The 24,362-nt window shown below is 43.2% G+C and carries 18 protein-coding genes; 11 read left to right on the top strand and 7 right to left on the bottom strand.

The window, feature by feature from the left end:
* Together WCM76_01725 and WCM76_01720 are read right to left on the bottom strand one after the other, a co-directional pair.
* A partial coding sequence (locus tag WCM76_01725) for a C25 family cysteine peptidase (GenBank protein MEI6764327.1) occupies window positions 1–3,343 on the bottom strand: 3,343 nt, incomplete at its 3' end.
* 8 nt (window positions 3,344–3,351) lie between these two features.
* Window positions 3,352–4,473 carry a PorV/PorQ family protein gene (locus tag WCM76_01720; GenBank protein ID MEI6764326.1) on the bottom strand — a complete coding sequence of 374 codons (1,122 nt, stop codon included), beginning with the start codon at window positions 4,471–4,473 and terminating at the stop codon, window positions 3,352–3,354.
* Between the two features lie 184 nt (window positions 4,474–4,657).
* On the opposite strand from WCM76_01720, the gene WCM76_01715 reads away from it, so the two are divergent.
* Genes WCM76_01715 through WCM76_01695 form a run of 5 tightly spaced genes read left to right on the top strand, consistent with a single transcriptional unit; the run spans window position 4,658 to window position 7,943 of the window.
* A complete protein-coding gene (locus tag WCM76_01715) occupies window positions 4,658–5,269 on the top strand; it encodes a hypothetical protein (GenBank protein MEI6764325.1) in 612 nt (203 codons plus the stop codon).
* 12 nt (window positions 5,270–5,281) lie between these two features.
* Window positions 5,282–6,280 carry a methyltransferase gene (locus WCM76_01710; GenBank protein ID MEI6764324.1) on the top strand — a complete coding sequence of 333 codons (999 nt, stop codon included), beginning with the start codon at window positions 5,282–5,284 and terminating at the stop codon, window positions 6,278–6,280.
* 51 nt (window positions 6,281–6,331) lie between these two features.
* Complete coding sequence (locus tag WCM76_01705) at window positions 6,332–6,901, top strand: AAA family ATPase (GenBank protein MEI6764323.1); 570 nt, start codon at window positions 6,332–6,334, stop codon at window positions 6,899–6,901.
* A gap of 25 nt (window positions 6,902–6,926) precedes the next feature.
* Window positions 6,927–7,421 (top strand): cytidine/deoxycytidylate deaminase family protein, encoded by a 495-nt coding sequence (locus WCM76_01700; protein ID MEI6764322.1) that lies wholly within the window; start codon window positions 6,927–6,929, stop codon window positions 7,419–7,421.
* 9 nt (window positions 7,422–7,430) lie between these two features.
* Window positions 7,431–7,943 carry a hypothetical protein gene (locus tag WCM76_01695; GenBank protein ID MEI6764321.1) on the top strand — a complete coding sequence of 171 codons (513 nt, stop codon included), beginning with the start codon at window positions 7,431–7,433 and terminating at the stop codon, window positions 7,941–7,943.
* On the opposite strand, the gene lptB is transcribed toward WCM76_01695, so the two are convergent.
* Together lptB and WCM76_01685 are read right to left on the bottom strand one after the other, a co-directional pair.
* Complete coding sequence (lptB, locus tag WCM76_01690) at window positions 7,932–8,657, bottom strand: LPS export ABC transporter ATP-binding protein (protein MEI6764320.1); 726 nt, start codon at window positions 8,655–8,657, stop codon at window positions 7,932–7,934. The two genes, WCM76_01695 and lptB, sit on opposite strands and share 12 nt — an antisense overlap.
* Before the next feature lie 126 nt (window positions 8,658–8,783).
* Complete coding sequence (locus WCM76_01685; protein ID MEI6764319.1) at window positions 8,784–11,264, bottom strand: DUF5686 family protein; 2,481 nt, start codon at window positions 11,262–11,264, stop codon at window positions 8,784–8,786.
* A 357-nt stretch (window positions 11,265–11,621) separates the two neighbouring features.
* Here WCM76_01685 and WCM76_01680 point away from each other — a divergent pair, with 357 nt between their 5' ends.
* The 5 genes from WCM76_01680 (at window position 11,622) to WCM76_01660 (ending at window position 18,476) form a co-directional block, all read left to right on the top strand.
* Window positions 11,622–14,855 (top strand): FAD-dependent oxidoreductase, encoded by a 3,234-nt coding sequence (locus WCM76_01680; protein MEI6764318.1) that lies wholly within the window; start codon window positions 11,622–11,624, stop codon window positions 14,853–14,855.
* Window positions 14,856–14,886: 31 nt separating this feature from the next.
* Entirely contained in the window at window positions 14,887–15,429 is a 543-nt protein-coding gene (locus tag WCM76_01675) for a DUF177 domain-containing protein (protein MEI6764317.1), read from the top strand.
* Between the two features lie 13 nt (window positions 15,430–15,442).
* Entirely contained in the window at window positions 15,443–15,628 is a 186-nt protein-coding gene (gene rpmF, locus WCM76_01670; GenBank protein MEI6764316.1) for a 50S ribosomal protein L32, read from the top strand.
* A 46-nt stretch (window positions 15,629–15,674) separates the two neighbouring features.
* Window positions 15,675–16,673: a beta-ketoacyl-ACP synthase III gene (locus WCM76_01665; protein ID MEI6764315.1), complete on the top strand. Its 999-nt coding sequence runs from the start codon at window positions 15,675–15,677 to the stop codon at window positions 16,671–16,673.
* A gap of 837 nt (window positions 16,674–17,510) precedes the next feature.
* Window positions 17,511–18,476: a T9SS type A sorting domain-containing protein gene (locus WCM76_01660; GenBank protein MEI6764314.1), complete on the top strand. Its 966-nt coding sequence runs from the start codon at window positions 17,511–17,513 to the stop codon at window positions 18,474–18,476.
* A 29-nt stretch (window positions 18,477–18,505) separates the two neighbouring features.
* On the opposite strand, the gene WCM76_01655 is transcribed toward WCM76_01660, so the two are convergent.
* From WCM76_01655 to WCM76_01645, 3 genes are all read right to left on the bottom strand, one after another.
* Window positions 18,506–19,300, bottom strand: a complete 795-nt coding sequence (locus WCM76_01655; protein ID MEI6764313.1) for an amidohydrolase — start codon at window positions 19,298–19,300, stop codon at window positions 18,506–18,508.
* Window positions 19,288–20,442 carry a methionine aminotransferase gene (locus tag WCM76_01650; GenBank protein ID MEI6764312.1) on the bottom strand — a complete coding sequence of 385 codons (1,155 nt, stop codon included), beginning with the start codon at window positions 20,440–20,442 and terminating at the stop codon, window positions 19,288–19,290. Before WCM76_01650 ends, WCM76_01655 begins: the two co-directional genes overlap by 13 nt.
* Before the next feature lie 168 nt (window positions 20,443–20,610).
* Complete coding sequence (locus WCM76_01645) at window positions 20,611–21,771, bottom strand: hypothetical protein (protein MEI6764311.1); 1,161 nt, start codon at window positions 21,769–21,771, stop codon at window positions 20,611–20,613.
* A 182-nt stretch (window positions 21,772–21,953) separates the two neighbouring features.
* Here WCM76_01645 and WCM76_01640 point away from each other — a divergent pair, with 182 nt between their 5' ends.
* Window positions 21,954–24,353 carry an MMPL family transporter gene (locus WCM76_01640; GenBank protein MEI6764310.1) on the top strand — a complete coding sequence of 800 codons (2,400 nt, stop codon included), beginning with the start codon at window positions 21,954–21,956 and terminating at the stop codon, window positions 24,351–24,353.
* Window positions 24,354–24,362: the final 9 nt, after the last annotated feature.

Below are 24,362 nucleotides of genomic sequence, written 5' to 3'. Positions count from 1 at the left end.
GGCTCCAGCCGAGTATGTGAAAGCCAGCGGGAACAGAATCCATAAATGCCCGCATCACCTCTCTGCTCGCCGCGCTGCCAATATCAAATTCATAACCGTCCTGCGTAGGATTACCAACAGCGGGGTTATGCCAGGGCACGCCGGTAATCGGATCGAAAACAGAAAGTATCATCAGATTGCCGCCTGAATTATACGCCCACATGTAGTTTTGCACGGCATTGATGCGGTAATACTGGTCGGTGAAATTAAACCCACCTTGATTGAAGGTTTGACAATAAAGGGCGACCTGATTATTTACGAACTCAAACTTACGTTGTGGTTTGTTATAATTTACATAAGTGTAATCATCATTTTTAAACTGGAAGAAATGTGCCTGTCCCCAGCCCTGCTTGTTTTGAATATACTGAAACGAAGTTTCGCGCCAGTTAAACGGAACGCCATTGCTGGAGTCGCGGCTCACGCGCCAATAGTAAACAATGCTGTCGGTCATAATCGGGAATACCGGATTCCATGAAACAACACCTCCGCCATGATTGATAACCTGACTTAACTTAATGGGACTGTTAAATGCATCGGTGGTATCGAGTTCGAAGCGGTAATTGGCTGCAGGGGCGAACGCAAATCCGGTAGAGGCTTTCAGGGTAACCGGCAGAGCAGGAATTACAGCATATTTATATGGATAAACAGGCACGATATCGGATGATTTGATAAACAGATCCACATCGGTAATATTATTCACTTTAGTGATTTCATCCATGTGGTTGTAAGCATCCAGTGAAATTCTGAATTTATTGAGTCCTATTCCTTTGATAAAATTAACAGGCAGTTTAACCGCAAGTGTATCTTTAAAAAGAGGTGCAACTATCTGGTGATAATAGGTAGATATGGTTCCATCGGGAAACGTACGGTCGAGCTTAACAATGAATGAATCGGCCACGGCACGGCCTAAATTCGTGGTGATGATGTTCACATAAAAAGAATCAATTTCGGTGGTAACATTGGGCGGGTCAAAATAAACAGATGAATTGTTTACCATGTAATCCGGTTTGGGGAAGGAGTTGATGATGATGGCCGGATCGCCGTGCAATGTCATAGTAAGACAGGTTTCTTTAAGTGTAACATCTGTTGTCTGCACCGCTTTTATGGTTTGCTGAATGCATTTACCCACAGGCTGACCATAATTTTTGAATGAAATATTTTTATAAAACTCTGAACTGTATGCATTGAGTGCCCATGGCATTCCCAATGCAATAGATGCCAGATAGCCTATTACACCTTTATTTTCTATTAAAACAAATGACTCGCTTGAACTGGGCGCATCAAGATAAATATCGCCGGCATAGCATGAATTAGCAAGCAGGAAGGGGTATTTATCCATATTGTTATACTCCGCAGGATTATCGATACTCACATCAAATCCGGTTCCTCCGGCATGGCCAAAAAAGGTCATCAGGCTCACGCCTCCGTTGATGATATTTTTCAGTGAATCGGACTGATTAATCTGAATCGGATCCGAATTGGTTTTCAGGTAGGTTCTTACATATCCGCCGAACAGCGTATCTTCAATGGTATTCTTATAGGTGTTCAGGTATGCCTGAAAGTCTGATTGTTCGCCGATATTCGACCCCCCGCCAAAATGAAGCACATTCTTCATCCATTCCTGAGGGGTTTGTGCGGCTATTTCATATCCTTTCACCTTATCAAGATATATCCTCACCTGGTCGGCAGTGCGCGCACTCAGCCTTCCGGTGGGAACGGCCGGAGTGTACATGGTGTCGTTGATGCCGGTTGTGAAAAGCAAATCGCTGGGCGGATTGCCCAGTGAAGGCACTAATGTCTGGTTCCAGTAATACGCACTTTTTCTATAAACATAGGCATTATCATAACCTGCGCGGAATGCTTTCCCGATAAGGAATAAATCTTTGGGTTTCTCCGGAAAATTTGCCCACGCATACCGCATAAAATTGCGGATTCCCAATGGGTTTTTCAGAATACCGTAAGCGAACTGGTCATAAAGCTGATCAACATCAGCCAGCATGGCATGATATCCGGTTGAATTGCGGTACAGCCTGTAATTCTCTGTTTCGGGTTGAAGCTGGCTGTTAGAAATAATAATGTAATCGGAGTTTTTGGATGTTGCCTCTGCTAGATAATTGAAAAACTTTGCGTTTGCCGAAACCGCAACCAGCTTAGTTACATTACTGATAGCGCCGTCTGAAGTTATGTAACATTCCTTTTCATTACCGGCATTAGGAATAAGCGCACGATAGTTGGTGCCGTCATAAACCACTTTAATACGGCGATGATTACTGAGGTCGTAAAGCCTCGCGGTATCATTATTATTTACCGTAAGCCCCGTGAAATTAAACAGCGACTTTGCCTGAATGCCATCGGGAACAAAGAAACGGAAGGTTGTTGAGTTGTCCAGACTGGGCGTATGGGGATATTTAATCTGGATGTACGGAATGGTATTTCTGTCGGCGCCTGAGCCAATATTATTAACGGAAGTAAACGTAAAACCTGTTGTAGCGCTTCCAAGCTGACTTACCGGAACTGTCCGGTTAAACCTCAACATTTGATAGCCTTCAAAAACAGTATCGATGATGGTGCTCCCGAACTGGATTCGCACATGATGGTCGGGATTGGCAAGGCTGTAATCAGATGCGCCCACCAGAATAAAATCTACTTCGGCATTGCCCGAACCGTATTTGCCGGGGGTAGGAATATTTTTTGAAATGCTGCCTCCAAGCGAAAATCCGTTATCAAACCAGCCCTCACCCGCGGTGTACACAGGGTCGGTTATTCCGTTATAGGGCTTACCGTTGAAATAGGCAGAGGTATAATCCACCCTGCTTATTTTATTGAAGAAGGTTACAGGTGTATAGGATGAAAAATTAACATCGTTTTCAAGCGTCATTCTTCGGTTATTTATCGAAGAATTCCACGTAAGAAAATAGACCGCTGAGTCGCAGAAAAGGCTGTAATTAGGATTCGCCTGGCTTAGGGGATGATCGTATAATTGAGTGTCGAAGGTACCGTCGTTCATTTTTCCTGAAAACTCGATAAAATCACCGGGATTGAATACGCCATCGGTTTCACCCTTGATATAAATATACTGTTCAATGCCTTTACAAAAAAGCTGAATACTTCGCGGGTCTATAGATTGCACCGGTACGCCGGCAGTTTGGAGTGTAGTATATGGAATACGAAAAATGCCATCGTGGCTAACGTAAATTTTGTAATACTGACGGTTATAATCTATCCATTCGTTACCGAAATTCTGGCCTTTGGCCAGTGTGGATAAACAGATGTATAATGGCAGGAGTAGGTAGAGTTTTCGCATAATGGATTTCAGAAATAACTTTTTTTGGTTTTCGTATCATCACCGGCAACCTGTTTTTTCCTGTTGATATTGAACTTAAGAGAAAAAACGTGAGAATAAAGAGCTATGGATGCATTGCCCACATCGGTAAGCGCATAATCAATGCTTACCATTTTTTTAATTGTAAATCCCACACCGATATTCGGTTGAAAGGTAGTATGGCGTTTGTCGGTAAAATCTGTTTCGTTCTGAATATTACCAATGCCGCCGCGCAAAAAGATAAAATTTCCATATCCAAGTTCCAGTCCCGCATGCGGATCAATTGAAATAGGATCGCTTTTTACGAGAACGTTGCGCATCCCGTCGAAGGTAAAATCTGCATCAATGTCTATCAGCGCTGAAAAGCGTTTTAAGAAATCGAATCTGCGTGCCACCCCTACATTGATACGGGGCATGGTAAGCTCAAGTGAATTCTCCGGTATATCATTCCCGGTGCGGGTAAAGGTTTCTTTCATCCCGTCGCTCAGGCTATAACTCCATGCATTGAAGGTCGAGGTTACGTCGCGGGCAACCAGACCGAAAGTCCACTTTTTAACATCATACTGTGCACCCAGATCCAGCCCGAATCCCCACGAATGCGCAAAATCGCCCACCTTGCGGTGAATAATTTTTACATTGGCACCATAGCGGAACCCGGGAAGTTTATGAAGATTGCGCGCATAGGAAAGAATAAACGCATAATCGGCCGCCGAAAACGTGGTGATGCGGTCGTAATTTATGTTTCCTTCGGCATCAATTAATTCTGTTGTATTGGGTATGTCGTCAACACCAAAACGGATAAAGGTAAATGCGGCAGTACTCGATGAGTCAATACGTGCAGCAAGACCACCATAATCATATTTTGCAATTCCCGCAAAATATTCGGAGTGCATAAGCCCCACCTGAATACTCGACGGAACAAGCATCAGACCGGCAGGATTCCAATAGCCCGCTGTGACATCATTCACAATGGCGGTATTACAGCCCGACATTCCCAAAGCACGCGCACCAACCCCGATAGCAAGAAATTCGTTACTGTATTTGGGCGACTGCGCCATTCCCTGTGACCAGGCAAAAAGCAATACAAAAAAGGCAATGAAAGTTCTTCTCATCAGTTTATCTTATATAGAAGCTAATAACGACTGTTTAATGAATGTAGTATCCTGCGTGAAATTAAAGGTATAAAATTATGAATTTTTTTGAAGAATACTATCCACTTGTTATATATTTATGCCGTTAATTATACACATACACGATTTGAAAAAGTTCGCATACTGTTTTTTCTTTCTTTTTTTGATGCCTTTACAGAACATCAAAGCAGAAATTAATGCAGGCTCAAGCATAGAATGGCTGTGCGCCTCGGCTGATATTGTTGCCACCGGAAAAATCACATCCGTATGTTCTGTAAAAGGACAGAACGGCATTACCGGCTGCGTTTTTAAAGTGAGTCAGTACCTCAAAGGCAATGCGTCAGGCGACCTTTACTTTTATGTACCGTGGTTTGCATCTGACAGCCTGCAGAAGCTCAAAAAAAACGAATCCGAAATTATTGTTTTTCTAAAAAAAGCGGATAATATATATACTTCCGGGAACAAGACTTTTGACTATATCGTTATGGAAAGTTATAATTCTGTTCCTGCACTTGCAAAACTTGAGAAGCCGCAAAAAGCATTTATTTCTGCGGCGAATTTCAAATTACTCACTACCGGCACACAGATTCTCGAATGCAGTCGCAAAGCTATCAGCCGGATGCAGGAATATACACAAACGCAGCAAAAAGAAATAAAAAGACATTATCTGGAAATACCGTACAATACCGACGCATGGGATCTGCTCTATTCAGGAAGCAGTTGCTTCTTATACGTCCCGGCCTTCATGTTTCCCGAATCGAACGAAGACTTTTACTAAACTATTTATTCTATGAATCCTACAGACAAATTTAAAACGCCGCTTGACCTCCGCGAATCGGTGAGCGCTTTCCAGCGAAGCCGCATAATTCTAAGCGCATACGAACTTGAATTATTTACCGTGATTGGTAAAGAACGCAAAAGTCCAGAGCAGGTTGCCACCGAAGCAAAAACCGACAAGCACGCCACAGAACGCCTGATGAATGCTCTTTGCGCTATTGGATTACTTGAGAAAAATGACGGGCTTTATAATAATTCCGAATTTGGACTTAACTATCTTGTAAAGGACCGTCCGGGGTTTATTGCCGGACTTATGCATAGTTCAAACTTATGGCGGTCGTGGAGTAATCTTACAGAGATTGTAAGAACAGGTCGCGAGAACGCGCAGACCATCCGCACCAAAAGCAATGACGGCGACTGGTCTGAATCGTTTATTGCAGCGATGCACGACCGCGCTTACCGCCAGGCACCGGCCATAGTTGCGCAGATAGATCTCACGGGCACACATAAAGTTCTGGATATTGGTGGCGGCTCAGGTGCCTACAGCATGGCCTTTGTTCGTGCAGGTAAAGAAATAAATGCAACGGTTTTCGACCTTCCGAATATTGTTACAATCACCGAAAAATATATTCGCGCCGAAGGTTTGCAAAATAAAATTGATACCCTTGCCGGCGATTATCTGGTGGATTCTTTCAGGGCGGGATACGATCTGGCATTCCTTTCCGCAATTATCCATATCAATTCGTTTGACGAAAACCTGCGTCTGGTAAAGAAGTGCGCTGCCGCGCTGAACCGGGGCGGCATCATTGCCATTCAGGATCACGTAATGGGGCAAGACCGCACCAACCCTGCGCCCGGAGCCATATTTGCCATCAATATGCTTGTGGGCACACCCAAAGGCGACACCTACACCGAAAACGAAATTCGCTGGTGGATGGCCGAAGCCGGATTTGATGACGTACAGCGAAAAGAAACCTTCCAGAATGCGCTTATCATTGGAAGGAAGAAATGAAACCGTTAAGCACCTTTGTATATCTTTGTAACGATTTATTCCTGTTTTAATATGATTATCATTGGCATTACCGGCACTCTTGGATCAGGCAAAGGCACTATTGTTGAATATCTTGTTCAGCAGAAAGGCTTTGTTCATTTTTCGGTGAGAGCATTTATTGCCGAAGAAATACTGCGCCGCGGATTGACTGTAAACCGCGATAGTCTGACCATGGTCGGAAACGACCTGAGAGCCGCCAACAGCCCATCATACATTGCAACTCAGCTATATGAACGAGCCGCTCAGAATGGGAAAAATTGTGTGATTGAAAGTTTGCGCACACCGGGAGAAATTGATGCACTGCGCGCCATGGGCGGCTTCTGGTTATTTGCCGTAGATGCTGATATACAAACACGGTACGAACGCATTAAAAAACGCAAATCGGAAACCGATGATGTTACATTTGAAACCTTTGCCGCCAATGAAAACAGAGAAATGCTGAACCATGACCCGAATAAGCAAAACATCCGGAAATGTGTTGAAACAGCAGATTATGTATTTATTAATGACGGCAGTATGAATGATTTATTTCGTGAAGTTGAAGTCGCCCTGAATCAAATAGTGCTAAAACAGAATTCGTAAAATCTCCTGGTATAAATTTTTTGTCATGACCGAAGAAACAAAACACCTGCGCCCGAGTTGGGACGAGTACTTTATGGAAGTGGCCAATACCGTGGCGAAGCGCGCCACCTGCGACCGCGGCAGAAGCGGTTGCCTGATTGTACGCGACCGTCAGATACTGGTATCGGGCTATGTTGGCTCACCCCGCGGACTTGAACACTGCGATGAAGTCGGACATTTATTTAAAACCGTAACACACGAAGACGGCCATACCACCAATCATTGCATGCGCACCGTTCATGCCGAACAAAATGCCATTTGCCAGGCAGCAAGGCTCGGCATACCGCTCGATGCAGCAACACTGTATTGCCGCATGACACCCTGCCGAACCTGCGCCATGCTTATCATTAACTGCGGAATAACCCGCGTTGTCTGCGAAAAAAAATATCATGCCGGCGCCGAATCCGAAGAAATGTTTCGGCGCGCAGGACTCACACTCGACTATATAAGCGAAGAAATTTTAACCTACAACAATCAATAATATTTTATTATGAATAAAGGATGGAAACCAATGCCCGTGATACTGAAAGTTATCTGGGTAATTTTAGTAATCAGTTCGTTTTTTTCGATATTTACGGTGATTGGTACATACGATGCCGGCTATGACCTGCTCGGAATGCACCTCGACCGAATATTGGCCGTAAATGCGGCATTTATTTTAAATATGGTGCTGCCTGTTCTTCTGATAATCGCCATGTATCAACGTCACAAAGGCACGGTACTTTTTGCAATTATTTACTTCCTGTTTTTTATCGTTAACGGCTTGTTTATTCTACAGAATATTGATGCAAAAATAGAGCTTGTGCTTGCGCAGATGCCTGAAATGGGCGAAGAGCTCAGCGATGCCTATATGTATTCGGTTGCTTACTGGACAATAGTATTAACAGCTGTTTTCAGCGCAGCTTTTAACCTTGCCATTCTTATTATCTTCTTTATTAAACGGAATTATTTTATTGGGCAGGATAACGCTAATATGCCCGAAAATCCCGAACTACCTTCGTAATTCAAAATTTTTGCCCAGATATACCTTGCGAACCTGTTCATCACTTGCAAGTTCTTCGGCGGTTCCTGATTTAAGGATAGAACCTTCAAACAAGAGATATGCCCTGTCGGTGATGTTCAGTGTTTCATGAACATTATGATCGGTAATGAGTACACCGATATTTTTTGTTTTGAGTTTGGAAACAATGGCCTGAATATCTTCAACGGCAATAGGATCAACGCCTGCAAACGGTTCGTCGAGAAGAATAAATTTAGGGTCAACGGCTAATGCGCGTGCAATTTCCGTTCTGCGGCGCTCACCGCCCGAAAGGGTGATTCCTTTTCCTTTACGTACATTCTGCAAACCAAATTCATCAAGCAACGATTCAAGCCTGTCGCGCTGCTGCTCTTTTGTGTAATCGGTAAATTCAAGTACGGCCCTGATATTATCTTCAACACTCATACCCCGAAATACCGACGCTTCCTGCGGAAGATAGCCGATACCCTTTTGCGCACGCCTGTACATGGGCATGCCCGTTATCTCATCATTATCTAGAAAAACCTTGCCGCTGTTCGGGCGAATCAGCCCAACAATAATATAAAATGATGTTGTTTTCCCGGCACCATTCGGACCTAATAATCCAACTATCTCACCGGGTTTTACTTCAAGTGAAACACCTCTCACAACCGTGCGGCTGCGGTATTTTTTAACAAGATTTTCGGCGCGAAGTATCATTCGGAACGGATAATTTTAAAGAGCAAAGTTAATTCAATTTCGTTTATCTGAATATTCAGTATTAAATGACCCGCACTTCGTAATAACTTTATGTGTTGTGATGATACCGGCTCATGCCTGGGCAGACTAAAAATTAAACGACATTGTTATCAGTACATTAAACCTTCGTATGCCCGGATGATCAAGATGTGACAGACGCCACACACCAACTATGCGCAACACCTTTAAAATATTTTCTATTCCCACACCTGCCTCATAAAATGGCTTATCGAGGGTGTAGGTGTATTCCGGCAGCACGTTGAAGTCGCGGTTTTGCTTGCTGAGTGTACCTATACCATAGCGCCCGTAAGCATATTCGCGCCAGTGCAATTTGCGAAGCAATGGGATTCGATTGAAAAACAATCCGTCGAAATGCTGCGAATACAGCGCCGTAAAATACTGGTCGCTCATAAACTCATAATAATTCATAGAGTTGAACGAGTAAAAGTCCCATATATAGGTCTCGTTGCCTTCATGAATTTTTAACAGTGGGAAGGGTACTTTCCCCCAGATACGTCCGCCTTCCATATAATAATCGGCCCATCCGAGCGGCCCAAGGTTGAACCACTGATTTACGCTGATGGTAAGCTTATCATACGAAAATTCACTTTTCAATACGTCCTTGAAGCCATGAAGGTAGCTCACATTCAATTTCGGAAATTTTGTGCCAAGGCTGACGCGCTGAAACGCTCCTTCGACAAATTTTTCCTTAAATCCGAAATGTGTGTTAATCATTATTTCGGAAGTACTGAATGAACTCATTTTACTTATTATTCCATTATCCCGAAGTTCAAATACCGAATTTCCAATAGGATAATTTTTCCGGTGAATAACATAAAAAGCAGTTGAAAAGCCCGTGAACCAGTCTATATCTGAAAACACGCGGTAATCCTCAGCCATCGAAAGTTTATCCTGTGGTTTGCGCCTTGCAAACGATCCCACAAGGTCATATTCATTGAATGAATTATCGCTGCGCCCCAACTGTTCCACATCATAACGATAGGCTGCACCCACACCCCTGAACGGCCTTTTATCCCACAGATACCAGATGCTGCCCGAATATTTCCACTTCATGTCTTTAGTGCCGTATGCCCCGTAACCGCTTATCATTACCTTCTTGCTGAAATTGTTACTTGTTCTTCCGCCAAAACGAAAACGGGTGCCTTCATTATTATTCCAGCTTACCAACGACAATATCGGCCCTATTTCAAACCACCCTACCTGATAATGGTCCATGCCTATGGTCAGGAAAAGCTTTTTCCATATTCTAAATGCACGAATCGTTTGTATCGTGTCTGTCATGTGATAGATACTCTTTTCCTGTTTGGAAAGAGAATCGGGACGCCTGTTTTGCCAGTACAGATGCGACATTTTTAAGGCACTGTCGGAAACCACAATACTTAATGGATTATTGTAGAAGCTTTCCGGCATCGGCTTGTCAAGAATATAGTTATTATAGGTTGAGGATTTGTGGATATACATCCCCATGGTTTTTTTCAGGTTATCAAAAACATTAATATCGGCGATGAGATTATCCTTGACGGGCATCCAGCATTTCCCGTCTACATAAGTGAATTCCTGATAAACAACCAGATCATTGATAAGATTGATATTGGCCTCAGGATCCATGCGAAGGTCTATTTTAACGATGCCCCAGGTGGTGTCATTTATCCATACATTGCCCGAAAAAGCCGGTTCCTGAACCCTGCGCGGCTTAAACATAATATGATAACAATATTTATTGCCGACATAGCCGCTGTCAATTAGATAGTACTTATAGTAGGCAAGTCCGAAATTTGCCAGAGGACTTACAAAGCTCTTTTCAACAATGGAAATATAATTATCATAGACGTTCGTTTTCTGGTACGAATCGCCCACAACCTGCGATATGCTCGCATTTTTCATTCCCGAAACCTTGCTTGCATTTATAATTTCACGGTATGTTTTAGGACTCTTTCGGAAATAAATATCTGAAACGGTTTCTGTAAGAAAAATCGGTAAAAAAGCCTTGCCGTTTACGGTAGAAGTGTCCACATTATCAAAAACAAAACGGAAGGGTTTAAGCACGCCAAGATCTTTTAGCTTGCTGCCAAAATTATTGGCATCAATCTGCATCTTGGTATAAGCTTCGTACTGAAAATTCCCCTGCGCCTCACGGTTGTTCTTATCCTTATTTTTTATGACCTTTCTTATAATTACCTCCGCAGGATTTTCACCGGCAACAATTACCGCTTCTTTAAGTTCCAGCGTTTTTGGTTCAAGCTCAAAATCGATGTACTGAAACTTATTTTTTACTACAGCATGTCCTTTGGAGTAATAGCCAATATACTGGGCCATTAAAGAGTCGCAGGCAGTTTTCGTTTCAATAGAATAACGACCGTCAAAATCAGTCGTTGTTTCAACATCACTTCCTTTACAGTAAACATTCACAAAAGGAATAGGACTCTTCGTTTGAGCGTCAATTACCGTACCCATAACCTTTGTAAGAGGCTGAGCATGTAAAAATGCCGGCGCAACGGTCAGTGCGAGAAAAAGAAAAGTGAAGCGTATCAGTGATTTATATCTCATGTGCAAAAAAAGTGGGCAAAGTTATTCAAAAAAGCGACAAGTATGTTTAAACGTAAATATAATATGGATATTATCCCGGGCAATAATTAATAGCGTTCATCAGCTGCAGTTTTTAAAATACCGGTAATTCTATGCCGGCCGTTTATGCATCAATTGCAAAAACAGTATTATTTATATTACACAATATCAGTTAATTAATGCAATATACGGTTTTTATTAAAAACTTAACGTTTACCGGAGAAAAAAAAAGGGCAGAAAGTCCTTAAGCAGGAATAATTCATATAATTTTGCGCCGATATCGCAGAATGAAAAATATACTGTTTCTGCAACACTACGCTTGTTTAAAACCTATCAGTTATGTATAAAGTAACGAAACACCCCATACTTGAAGTTCCCGAAGGTAAAAAAGTGGTTTTTACTTTTGAAGGTAAAGAAATAGAAGGCGAAAGCGGATTTACAATCGCCGCGGCACTTCATCAGGCAGGATTTCCGGTTCACAGCCACAGCCTGCGCAACCGCGAACGAAGCCTTGAATGCGGCATCGGCAAATGCGGTGCCTGCGAAATGCTGGTCGACGGAAAGATTAAAAGGATTTGTATTACCCGCATCGACGGAATTAAGACCGTGTCTGAAATTCCGAAAGATTACGCACCGGAAGCGGTAGACTTCATAAAGACCGACAGCATTGATGTTTATAAAACCGACGTGGTTATCATTGGCGCCGGACCTGCCGGACTGGCTTGCCGCGAAGAACTGAACAAACACGGCATCCCCAATATTGTTATTGATAATAATGACCGTATCGGCGGACAGTTTCTGATGCAAACCCACCAGTTCTTCTTTTTTGAGAAAGAAAAGAAATTTGGCGGAATGCGCGGTTTCGATATCGCTGAAACACTTGCCGGTGATGATCATTCGGGAATCTTTCTGAACTCAACCGTCTGGGATTTGCTCGACGGTAAACGCGTTGCCGTTAAAAATCTGGTGACCGGCACCATTTATTATGTTGACACTCATTTTTTGGTGATTGCTACCGGCGCAGTGCCCTTCATGCCTGCGTTTGAGAATGATGACCTGCCCGGAGTTTATACTGCTGCCGTTGTTCAGAAAATGATGAACAGTGAATTCACACTGCTCGGCAAAAATGTTCTCACGGTCGGTGCCGGAAATATCGGATATCTGACATCATATCAGCTTATGCAGGCCGGTGCAAAAGTGAAAGCCATTGTTGAGGCCATGCCCAACGAAGGCGGCTTTCCCGTGCAGGCCAACAGAATCCGCAGATTGGGAATTCCTGTTCTGCTGTCGCATATCCTGATTAAAGCGTTGCCCAATGAAAATCATGATGGCATTATCGGTGCCGTGGTGGCAGAATGCGAGAATTTTAAACCCATCCCGGGAACGGAAAAAATAATTGATGGTATTGATGCCATTAATATCTGCACCGGTCTTGTTCCCGACGATCAGTTGCTGATTAAAGGCTATGAAGTGTTTGGCAGGAATTGTCTGGGTGCCGGCGATGCCATCCGCATCGGTGAAGGTACAAGCGCCGTGGTACGCGGAAAGCAGGTTGCCTTTGAGATATTACAGGAAATGAACGAACCGTTCAGCTATAACGAATATCTGGCCGTTTCAAAAGAATATATAGACTCACAGCAGCATCCGGTAAAAATTATTGAAGCGCCTTACAGCCCTTCAGCAGAACGCATGGACGCCAAGCCCTTTGTGCTCATCGACTGCCTCTACGGCTTTGCCTGCAACCCCTGCGAATTTGCCTGCCCTCACGCCGCCATTACCAAAACATCCACGAGTACGGTGCCGCAGATAGATTTTGATAAATGCATCGGCTGCATGGATTGCGTTTATCAATGTCCCGGACTGGCAATTTTTGGATACAGCACCAAAAAAGACTGGCTGTTTATGCCCGTTGAATATGCGGTTGAAGAAAAATCAGCGGTTTATCTGGTAGATAATAATGGTAAAAAACTGGGAGAAGGTTTCATTGAAAAAGTTCTGAAAAAACCGAATAAAACCAATGTTGTCCGTCTGAAATCGGAGACTATTCACGGGGCTGGGCTGATGGATGTACGCGGATTTATTGTAAAATCTGATTACCCTGAGCCTGTTACAATGCACAAAACCCAGGTGGAACTTGAAGAAGAAAAATACATTTGTCATTGCGATGATGTTACGCTGAGCGAGATACAGGAAGTTATCGGCGACCGCCAGTTTATTTCTGTAGACGAAATAAAACATACCACCCGCCTCGGAATGGGCGCCTGCCGAGGCAAACGCTGCATCCGCCGGTTAAAACAGACGCTGCGCGGCTCGGGCGTTTCTATTGTCGGAGACGCAACGCCCCGGGGACCGCTGTCGAACCAGATCAGTATGGGTGAGCTTTACCCTCAAGGCATCAACGAAAGGGTAATTACGTCCATAGGAACCGAAAAACCACAGCAGATAAAAGTAGCTTCATTTGTTGCCGGTGGCGGCATAGGCGGAAGCTCTTTGTTCAGATATCTGTCTGAAGCCGGTCTCAAACCGGTGCTGGCAAACTATGGCCGTGGCGCGTCGTGGCGCAACATCGCCGGCGGAAGACCCGCATTCAGCCTTCCTGAAATCGCAGATATTGCCGAACATAATCTTGAGATATTCAAAGAATTACAACAGCTTCACGATATTAATTACAAGCAGATACGCTATGTGAATTTTGCGCACGACGAGGCAATGTACAAAGCCTGTGTAGATTCCATGTCGTGGTCTGATGCTTATATGGTAGATGCCAAAGACTTCCGCAAAGAAATATCGCCGTATTTTAATGCAAAACTGGACAAATACTCGGCAGCTCTGGTCACTCATAATTGCTGGCAGGCCACGCCTGGCAGGGTTATTGACCTTATCCGCCGTATCGGTATCGAAAAAGGAGGCACCATACTCGAAGATTGCCGGTTGATAGATATCAGAAAAGAAGGCAAAACCTATATCGTGCTGGTACAGGACCATGAGAAAAAATACAAGGAATACCATACCGAGGTGTTTATTAATGCGCTAGGGCCCGACAGCGATAAGTTTGCGAAAAAGCTGGGTCTGGAAACCGGACTTTACCCGGTTAAGCATCAGGCGTTTATTACCCGCAGATTACCCATGCTGGGACTCAACGGCGCTCCGCTTGATATGCTTATTGACCGGCGCAAGCACAAAGGATTTTCGGCTGTTTACGGACAGCAGCTGGCTGAAACCGGTCAGGTAATCGGCTGTGCCTCACCGGCAGTTGATGCACAGGAAGCGCTGGGCAATGTAAAGATTAATTCAAAAGAATTTATTGAGATTGCTACCGAAACATTTGTTGACTGGATTCCGGCACTTTCGTCGGTAGGTTTCCAGGCCGTGTGGGCAGGCTATTACATTGAGCCCCGTATGGTTATTGATACAGAACTCGGGCTTTTCGTGGGTCTGAGGGGACAGGGATTTATGCTGGGACAGTATCTTGCGAAGCTGTATGTTAACAAACTTACCGGAGGTGAAGTACCTGCGTACTTTGACCGACTGAAACTAAGTGGCGACGGGCTTCCTGAAAAAGCCTTCAAATAATAATTTGTTATTCCCGATAATTTATGTAATTTTGCCCCCCTTTAAACAGGGATTTGTTGTGGAAGACACCAAACAGTTCATAATAAATTTCAACGGTCTTGCAGCCGGGAAGCATCAGTTTGTTTTTAACATTGATGACACGTTCTTTGAGCATTTTGAATATTCTGAAATTCATAAAGGTCAGATAAAAGTTGAGCTGGAGCTTACCAAAGAACTGGATTCGCTCATTCTTGATTTTTCAATCGACGGCATCACGGAAGTTTCGTGCGACCGCTGCCTCGAGCCCCTTGAATTTCCGTTGCATGGCAACAACAGGCTGTATGTAAAATTCAGCGACAATAACGAAGAGGAAACAGATGAAGTAGTGATTCTGCCTCCCTCATCGTACCAGCTGGATGTCAGTCAGTACATCTATGAGTTTACTCACCTGATGCTGCCCATACGCAGAGTGCATCCCGAAGATGAACATGGGAAAAGCTCCTGCAACGAAGAAGTTATTCGTAAACTTGAACAATATCTTAAGAAAGAAGAGAGCGACTCCCGCTGGGACGACCTCCAGAAGTTGATCAATTAAATTTTTTTGCTTTATGGCACATCCTAAACACAGGTTCTCATCAACCAGAACAAAAAAAAGAAGGACACACGTAAAGGCCGTTGCGCCGACCGTAATCGTATGTTCTAATTGCGGAGCCCCCATCCTGCTGCATCGCGTTTGCAAGGAATGTGGCTTTTATAAAGGAAAACAGGTACTTGAAAAAACAGCTACCGCTTAGTTTCCTTTTCAACCCACGGAATGATCACTATTTAATGCGATGACCAATGACCAGGATCAGAGCAGCGATTACCGGTGTTGCCGGATATCTTCCTGATTATATTCTCACGAATAAAGAGCTGGAACGTATCGTTGACACTACAGACGAGTGGATTCTCTCTCGTACCGGAATCTCCGAAAGAAGAATACTGAAAGGTGAAGGCAAGGGCTCATCGGATTTGGGTACCGAAGCTGTAAATCTGCTTCTTAAAAAGACCGGCACCAAACCTGAAGAGATTGATTATCTTATTTGTGCCACCGTTACCCCCGATATGCAGTTTCCTGCAACGGCCAATATTATATGTGATAAAGTCGGAATCAAGAACGCATTCAGTTATGATCTGAACGCGGGCTGTTCGGGCTTTTTATATGCACTGGCCACCGCATCCAAATTTGTAGAAACGGGTTCTGCCAAAAAAGTAATTGTTGTGGGTGCCGAAAAAATGTCATCCATTGTTGACTATACCGACCGCGCTACCTGCGTTATTTTTGGCGACGGTGCCGGCGCTGTGATGCTCGAGCCTACTACCGAGGAATTCGGTATCATGGATTCCATTCTTCAGGTTGATGGCAGCGGCAGAGTGAATCTGCACCAGAAAGCCGGCGGATCGGTAAAACCCGCATCGCATGCTACCATTGACGCACGCGAACATTTCATCTATCAGGAAGGACAGGCCGTGTTTAAAATGGCGGTTTCCAAAATGGCCGATGTATCTGAAGAAATTATTGCACGCAATAACCTTACTGCCGACGATATTGCATGGCTGGTACCTCATCAGGCCAATATGCGCATTATTGACGCTACAGCCAAACGCATGAAACTGTCGAAAGACAAGGTGATGATAAATATCGAAAAGTACGGAAACACTACAGCCGCAACACTTCCGCTGTGTCTGTGGGAATGGGAACCCAGATTACACAAGGGTGATAATATTATACTTACCGCATTCGGCGCAGGCTTTACATGGGGTACCATTTATCTTAAATGGGCATACGACGGAAAATAATCTGAAAATATTTCAATAAAAAAAGCTGTCTCTCAAGGATGGCTTTTTTTATAATTAATAATGCTAATCAAGACTTGAAAATCTAAACTGTGGCTCTCTGTGCCTTCTCTGTGCACCTCTTTGAAATAAAATGAACTGACACGGAGAAACACAGAGTTATCACGGAGTTACACAGAGAAAATCTAACCCTTGATTCGCATTAGTAATTGATGCTTACGCAGATGCTCAATTACATATTCTGATATACCTGTGAACACTTCCGGAGATAGTCTGTTAGACACTCCGATATACTTGAGAACACTTCCGGAGATAGTCTGTTAGATATCCTGATGTACCTGTGAACAATTCCGGAGATAGTCTGTTAGACACTCCGATATACTTGAGAACAATTCCGGAGATAGTCTGTTAGATATCCTGATATACCTGTGAACACTTAATCGTTATAATCTATTCATGGATTTTCAACCTATTACCTGTTTTCAACCGTTTCATCAGGTTGCGGCGCATGAACGCTAATTAAATTGAGCTATCATTAAACGTGCGCCGCCGATTTGTTTATTATCGCCGTTTCTATGAATATTATATACCTGACGGGATAATTTTAAATAACCTTATCAATTATTCATTGTAAAACCGGCCAACCCTATTCAGGGATGGTCAAACAATTACACTTCGCTGTAAACTGTTTCCGCCAAAGGCGGACAGGCATTATTAATTGTTAATTGTTAACTATTCACTGTAAACCCGTCCCAATACCGAAGTTTTGCCGGCACATAAAATAATTGTCGCCTCTGATGCACAGGATTTTGTATATTTGAATTGTAAATATTTCCTGAAATGAAAACACCTTCTATTATTGCGCTGCTTTTATGCGTTCTTGGTATGCCCGTAAGCATGCAGGCTCAAAACAAACGCTGGTACGGCGATACCATTTTTCCCGTACGTGTCATCAATTTTGACACTATTTCGCCCTATATTATCATTGATACTGCAGCCAATAATATATGGCAAACAGGTGTTCCGCAAAAGATTTTCTTCAACAGCGCCTACTCGCCCAACAGTGCAATTTTGACCGATACCATCAATAATTACCCTCCGAATAACTATTCGTTTTTTGATTTAATAATCGGTGGTTTTAATATGAGTTGGTATCCTTTTGATATTTTTATTTCAATAAAACATAAATTTGATACAGACACCCTCGCTGACGGAGGCTATATTACCGTTTCCTGGGATAAAGGGCTTACATGGACAAATATAATTGAAGATTGGGGACTATACCACAATCCGAGCAACTGCCCTGAAGCGTCAAATATCTACACAATGAGTGATACCTTGTACACTGGAGCATATGGTTACTCGGGAAGGTCGAACGGCTGGATACAGACCGTTATCCCATGGCATGATATAGCAGTGAAGCAATGGCCTCCTGCAGACACCATGATACTCAGGTTCAATTTTATTTCAGACAACATTGACAACCCCGGAGAGGGCTGGATGATTGACGATATCAAACTGTTCGCCCTTGATGTACTTGGAGCTGTTGATGAAGTTGACACACCCATTGCAAGGCTCCAACCAAATCCGGTCAGCACATCGGCAGAAATTATACTGGACAGAACCTATCGCACTGCTCATATTGATATCTATGATTCGAAAGGAACAAGGGTTCGTCAGGCAGAATTTTCGGATTGTGAAAAAATAACGCTGCAGCGCGATTATCTCGTCAGTGGAATCTATTGCCTGAAGCTTACCTTAGAGGGAAACAGGGTGATAACTAAAAAAATGGTAATCGGAGGATGATTGTTCAGCCAATTAATAATTGTTCATTGTTAATTGTTAATTGAAAAACCGTCCCAGTCCTGAGCGACATTGAATTTTTCACGGTAACGCAGTAGTTCTTCGGCACGGAGCACAACGGTAGCGGAGCCTTCAGTATATTTTTCTATGGCCGCCAGTAATTTCCCTTTGGGGTCAATAACCAGAGAATCGCCGCCATGATACGTACCTTTACCGTCGGTACCAATGCGGTTTACACCCACGCAATAGCTCATATTCTCAATAGAACGGGCCAGTAATAATGTTTTCCAGTGATGGCTGCGGGCATCGGGCCAGTTGGCAACATAGATAAGACAATCGTATTCAAAAGCGCCTTCGCTGTAAGTATTTTTTGCCCATACCGGGAAACGCAGGTCATAGCATACCAGCGGTCTGATTTTCCAACCGTTCAGTTCAACAATCAAACGTTTATCGCCCGGCGTAAAATGTTTATGTTCGTTCCCAAAGCGGAATAAATGCCGCTTGTCATAGGTTTCAAACCTACCGTCGGGCCACATAAATACGAGCCGATTGAATAAATTTCCATTCTCCGTAAAAAGCATACTTCCTGTAATAGCGCATTGACGCTCTTGTGCTTTTTCTTTCATCCACTTAAAAATGGGGCCGTTAAAATCCTGCGCACATTTTCCTGAATCAACAGAAAAGCCGGTGGCAAACATTTCGGGCAGTACAATCAAATCTGTTGGCTGATTAAGTCCATCGATTTTCCGGTCGAAGTACGACAGATTGCGTTCGTGGTCTTCCCAGGCCAGGTCGGCCTGAAAAATAGAGATGGTCAGATCCTGCATAATATTTCGGCTGCTTTTTTAATGGTTTCTTCTTTTTTGGCGAAACAAAAACGGAGCACTTTATTATCAATTGCTTTGTGGTAAAATACGGAAACAGGAATAGAGGCCAGTCCAAACTCTTTGGTAAGCCTTATGGCAATATCTGTTTCTTTTTCGTTGCTGATGGCACTGTAATCGAGCAGTTGAAAGTAGGTACCATAACAGGGTATTACTTTGAACCTTGAACCGCTAATATTTTTGAGGAAATAATCGCGTTTGGCCTGGTAAAATTCAGGCAGGTAATCGTAGTTTGCTTCATTTTTAAGGAATTCGGCAAGAGCATATTGTATAGGTGTGTTGCACGCAAAAACAGTGAACTGATGGGCTTTTCTGAACTCTGCCATCAGGTTGGCGGGCGCTAAAATATACCCCATTTTCCATCCGGTAGCATGAAATGTTTTTCCAAATGAATACACCACCATGCTGCGCTCTGCCAGCCTCGGATAACGAATTACACTTTCGTGACGGTGACCGTCGAAAATAAGGTGTTCATACACTTCGTCGCTCAAAACAATGATATCGGTATTCCGCGTAAGCTTATCGAGCATCTTCATATCGTCGGCGCCGATAAGACTACCGGTAGGATTATGCGGAGTATTGATGATGATCATTTTAGTGTTACTGCTGATCATCTTTTTTATATCGGCCCAGTCGATGGTATAACCGGGCGTTTTGAGTGTCGCATAAATGGGCGTTCCGCCATTCAGACGGATGGCCGGTGCATAAGAATCATAGGCAGGTTCAAACAGGATTACCTCATCGCCTTCTTTTATAAATGCAGAAATGGCCGTATATAATGCCTGTGTTCCGCCTGCAGTGATATTTATTTCAGTTTCCGGGCTGTAGCTCACACCATAAATGCGCTCCACCTTTGCAGCAATGGCTTCGCGCAGAGCCGGCACGCCCTGCATGGGAGCATACTGGTTATGTCCTTTTTTCATAGCCTCGTTGATAAGACTGATGAGTTTTTCGGAAACCGGGAAATCGGGGAAGCCCTGTGAAAGATTTATTGCCTTGTGCTCCAACGCCAGTGCCGACATTACAGCAAATATGCTTGTTCCGGCCTGAGGCAATTTGGAACGGATATTAAAAGGAAATTCCATGTTGTCTAAAAAATTTGTTGATTACAGAATATAAACTTACACAAAAATACACAATCATTGAGAAGTATTGTTGGAATGGATAGTACCCTGCCGGAAGTGCCATTCATAATAAACAAAAAAAGAGGCTGCAGCAGGGAGCTGCAGCCTCTTGTAAATATTGATTTTCTATTATTTCAGTATGTAAGCGTTATTGGAAATAATGCTGCGAGCGGCATCTTTCAGGTAATCGCTTGCCAGACCTATCATTTCCAAATCATTGGGAAAAGGAACAGGTCTGTTTAACTTGTTCGCCGTTTCGGGTTTCAGCGCATCGAGGTCGCCCATGGCAGTGGCAAACATATAGTTGAAATGGCTTTCGGCGGTTATTTTTTCGTTGCGCAATAATTGCGAATTGTGATTATCATAAAAATCAACCGTACCGTTAATGATGGCATCTTTGTTCATCTGGGTTTCGAGCACATGGCAGGTAAGTGTTTTGTATTTCTGAACCTTGATATCGTTGCCCAGACTGTCTTTCATAACATTTCCATGAGCATCGAGCACATACTGAAAACCGTCTTTCACCTCTCGCGATTCGTTATATTCGTACTGTTTCAGATGTTCGGGCGAAACGTCAATCATTTTCAGATTCAGAAAAATCATGTAATCGTAGGTTCGTCCGCTCACTTCCCGGGAATCATAGTTAATCCAGTTTCTGTTCAGGTCTTTTACGGTCATGGTGAGCAGTTCATCTTCAAATCCCTGTGGTAATACCGACATTGACTGATTGTTCATTTTAAAGATAACGTTGGTAGTGCCCAGTTCAAGAGCAGTCTGCAGCATGGCGTCCACATCTTTGTAGTTTTCATAAAAATCTTTGATGCGCCTGAGTTCATCATAGGCCTGACGGGCCGACATTTTATCCTTTTTTTCGAGCAGCACGCGTGCGTGGGTATAGTAGTATTCTACCGCTTTTTTCTGCGATTCTATCACGTCTTTATCATAGTTCACCCAGTTAAAAGTAATATCGTCGAGTATTTTCTGGGGCAGTGTTTTAACCAGGTCCTGACGTTTTTTAAGCAGGTCGTATTTTTGAAATACTTCGTCCCAGATATCGGGTTGACCAGTTTGTTTCAGGTAACTGATGCGATCTAAATCAGCCTGGTTTACAGTTTTATAGGCGCTTAAAAGCACCCAGACTTCTTTGGGGCGGTCGGTATTTTTCTTCAGTCGTTTTACGGCTTTGGAAATAGCTTTATCGTATTCGCCTTTTTGGTAATACTGTTTTGAAGAAATGCAGCCCGAAAGCAGCAGAACGGCAGCGCTGAGCATCAATACTAATTTTTTCATGGCCGTAGATTTAGATAGAGCAAAACATAATTTGTGCCAAAAGTACATAAATCCCTGAGGTAATGTGTTCCGGTTAATACCATATTTATCGTATTTTTTTTCAGGTTTGCGGTATTAATATTAACTTTGACCACTTTTTAAGTACGTCAAAAAACACTTATTACCCGACTGATTTTATTGTTATGTGGACATTTTTAGTGCGCTTGATTCTCAGGAACCGTTTTGTTAATGTAATTATACTGTTTGTTCTTACGGGTATAATGGCTTTTTTCGCAAGCAAGGTGCAGCTTTCATATGAATTTGTGGAAATGCTTCCGCAGACCGATTCTACCAGCATCACCTATCGTAATTTTAAAGAAAAGTTCGGTCAGGACGGTTCGGTAATGTTCATTGGAATTGAAGACAGCAACCTGTTTAAACTGGCCGAATTCAATGACTTTTTTGACCTCACCAACAATCTGAAAAAAATAGACGGTGTTCAGGAGGTGGTTTCCATCACCAAAATGTTCTGTCTGGTAAAAAATGACAGCACCCGCAAATTTGGATTTCTGCCTATTGTAAAAGACAAGCCAACCACTCAAACCGAGCTCGATTCGCTGAAAGGCGCTATGTATTCTTACAAGTTTTACAACGGACTGCTGTTTAACAGCGCCACCAGCGTGAATCTGATCATGATTACGCTGGATAAAACCAAGATAAATTCAAGCAACCGCTTTGCGCTGATAAACAAGATTACGGAAACATCGTCGGTATTTACATCGAAATACAATATAAAACCTCATTATTCGGGACTTCCCTATATACGCACCATTACGTCCAAAAAAGTGAAAAATGAATTACTTCTTTTCATTTTACTGTCACTTTTGGTGGCTGCGGTGGTATTGTTCTTTTATTTTCGTTCACTCAAAGCTGTGGCCATACCTGTTCTGATTGTGTGCATGGGTGTAATCTGGGGGCTCGGACTGATGGTGCTTTTCGGGTTCAAGATTACCATTCTTACCGGTATTATTCCTCCCCTGATTATTGTTATCGGCATAGAAAACTGTATTTTCCTGATCAATAAATATCATTTTGAATACCGTTTACACGGGAATAAAGTCAAAGCGCTTTCGCGGATAGTTCAGCGCGTGGGACTTGCCACACTGCTCACCAATGCCGCTGCTGCAGCAGGATTTGCCGCATTTGTAATCACACGGAATCAATTGCTGTATGAATTTGGTCTGGTGGCATCTATCAACATTATGGTGGTCTATGTGATATCCCTTTTCCTGATACCGATATTCTTCAGTTATATGAATCCGCCGACGGCGAAGCACACGAAACATCTCGACAACAGAGTTGTTAAAGGAATTGTGGAGAAGATTGTGAGCGCTGTTCAGGGAAAGCGGAGGCTCATATATATCATCGCCGTTTTGTTCCTTATTGGCGGCGGTTTCGGAATGTCGCTGCTCAAAACCTCCGGTCGTATTGTGGATGACATTTCGAGCAAAGACCCGATGTACAAAGATTTGATGTTCTTTGAAAAACATTTCAAAGGTGTGATGCCGCTTGAAATATCTATTGATACCCACAAAAAGAAGGGCGTAATGAGCCTTTCCGTTTTCAGAAAGATAGACAGGCTGCAGGACAGTCTGTCAAAAATTCCCGAATTATCAAAACCCTTGTCGGTAGTAGAAGTAGTGAAGTTCGCCAAACAGGCATTCTATGGCAATGATTCGGCATACTATTCGGTGCCCAATGGGAATGAGCTGGCATTCATGCTTGATTATATTCCGAAATATAATAAGTCGAAAAAGTCGCTTCTTAACTCCTTTGTGGATTCAACGCTGCAATCAGCACGTATTAGTGTACAGATGGCCAATGTAGGCACGAAAGATATTGAGCGCATTTACGCTAAGGTTAAGGCTGATGTTGACACTATTTTTGACCGCTCAAAATATACCGTTGCGGTAACCGGCACCAGTGTTGTATTTGCGAAAGGAACAAATTTTCTGGTCGACAATCTGGGGACCAGTCTGCTGCTTGCATTGGTTGTAATCTCGTTGCTGATGTTTTTATTGTTCAGGTCTCCGCGCATGGTACTTATTGCGATTATCCCCAATTTGCTTCCGCAGATAATGACCGCTGCCATGATGGGTTATCTGGGCATCGCAATAAAGCCTTCAACCATTTTAATATTCAGCATTGCGCTGGGTATTTCTATTGACAATACGATTTTATTTCTTTCGCGCTATCGCTTCCAGCTTAAACATAATAAAAACGACCTGCGCGAGTGCGTTCTGGCCGCTTTGCGCGAAACCGGTTTTAGTATGATTTATTCATCGTCGGTATTGTTTCTGGGCTTCTCAATTTTTGTATTTTCAACCTTTGGCGGCACCCAGTCTATGGGCTACCTTATCTCTTTCACGCTGTTTATGGCAATGATATCGAATCTGTTCCTGCTGCCATCGCTGCTGCTCACATTCGGTAAAAAGGCCATCACAAAATCATTTGAAGAACCTGTTCTGGAGCTTGACGAAGGAGCCGAAGATACTGAAATAGAAAAAAATGCGATTTCGGAACTTGAAAATGAATTAAAATAACCAAACTTC

It is taken from the genome of Bacteroidota bacterium, assembly GCA_037133915.1.
Classification (GTDB): Bacteria; Bacteroidota; Bacteroidia; order Bacteroidales; family CAIWKO01; genus JBAXND01.
This window is presented reverse-complemented; position numbering and strand designations above follow the sequence as displayed.

Bases quoted from the DNA above. Each gene is read 5' to 3' on its own strand.
- WCM76_01720 (MEI6764326.1), bottom strand. From the start codon at position 4,473: ATGAGAAGAACTTTCATTGCCTTTTTTGTATTGCTTTTTGCCTGGTCA.
- WCM76_01715 (MEI6764325.1), top strand. From the start codon at position 4,658: ATGCCTTTACAGAACATCAAAGCAGAAATTAATGCAGGCTCAAGCATA.
- WCM76_01710 (MEI6764324.1), top strand. From the start codon at position 5,282: ATGAATCCTACAGACAAATTTAAAACGCCGCTTGACCTCCGCGAATCG.
- WCM76_01705 (MEI6764323.1), top strand. From the start codon at position 6,332: ATGATTATCATTGGCATTACCGGCACTCTTGGATCAGGCAAAGGCACT.
- WCM76_01700 (MEI6764322.1), top strand. From the start codon at position 6,927: ATGACCGAAGAAACAAAACACCTGCGCCCGAGTTGGGACGAGTACTTT.
- WCM76_01695 (MEI6764321.1), top strand. From the start codon at position 7,431: ATGAATAAAGGATGGAAACCAATGCCCGTGATACTGAAAGTTATCTGG.
- lptB (MEI6764320.1), bottom strand. From the start codon at position 8,657: ATGATACTTCGCGCCGAAAATCTTGTTAAAAAATACCGCAGCCGCACG.
- WCM76_01685 (MEI6764319.1), bottom strand. From the start codon at position 11,264: ATGAGATATAAATCACTGATACGCTTCACTTTTCTTTTTCTCGCACTG.
- WCM76_01680 (MEI6764318.1), top strand. From the start codon at position 11,622: ATGTATAAAGTAACGAAACACCCCATACTTGAAGTTCCCGAAGGTAAA.
- rpmF (MEI6764316.1), top strand. From the start codon at position 15,443: ATGGCACATCCTAAACACAGGTTCTCATCAACCAGAACAAAAAAAAGA.
- WCM76_01665 (MEI6764315.1), top strand. From the start codon at position 15,675: ATGACCAGGATCAGAGCAGCGATTACCGGTGTTGCCGGATATCTTCCT.
- WCM76_01660 (MEI6764314.1), top strand. From the start codon at position 17,511: ATGAAAACACCTTCTATTATTGCGCTGCTTTTATGCGTTCTTGGTATG.
- WCM76_01655 (MEI6764313.1), bottom strand. From the start codon at position 19,300: ATGCAGGATCTGACCATCTCTATTTTTCAGGCCGACCTGGCCTGGGAA.
- WCM76_01650 (MEI6764312.1), bottom strand. From the start codon at position 20,442: ATGGAATTTCCTTTTAATATCCGTTCCAAATTGCCTCAGGCCGGAACA.
- WCM76_01645 (MEI6764311.1), bottom strand. From the start codon at position 21,771: ATGAAAAAATTAGTATTGATGCTCAGCGCTGCCGTTCTGCTGCTTTCG.
- WCM76_01640 (MEI6764310.1), top strand. From the start codon at position 21,954: ATGTGGACATTTTTAGTGCGCTTGATTCTCAGGAACCGTTTTGTTAAT.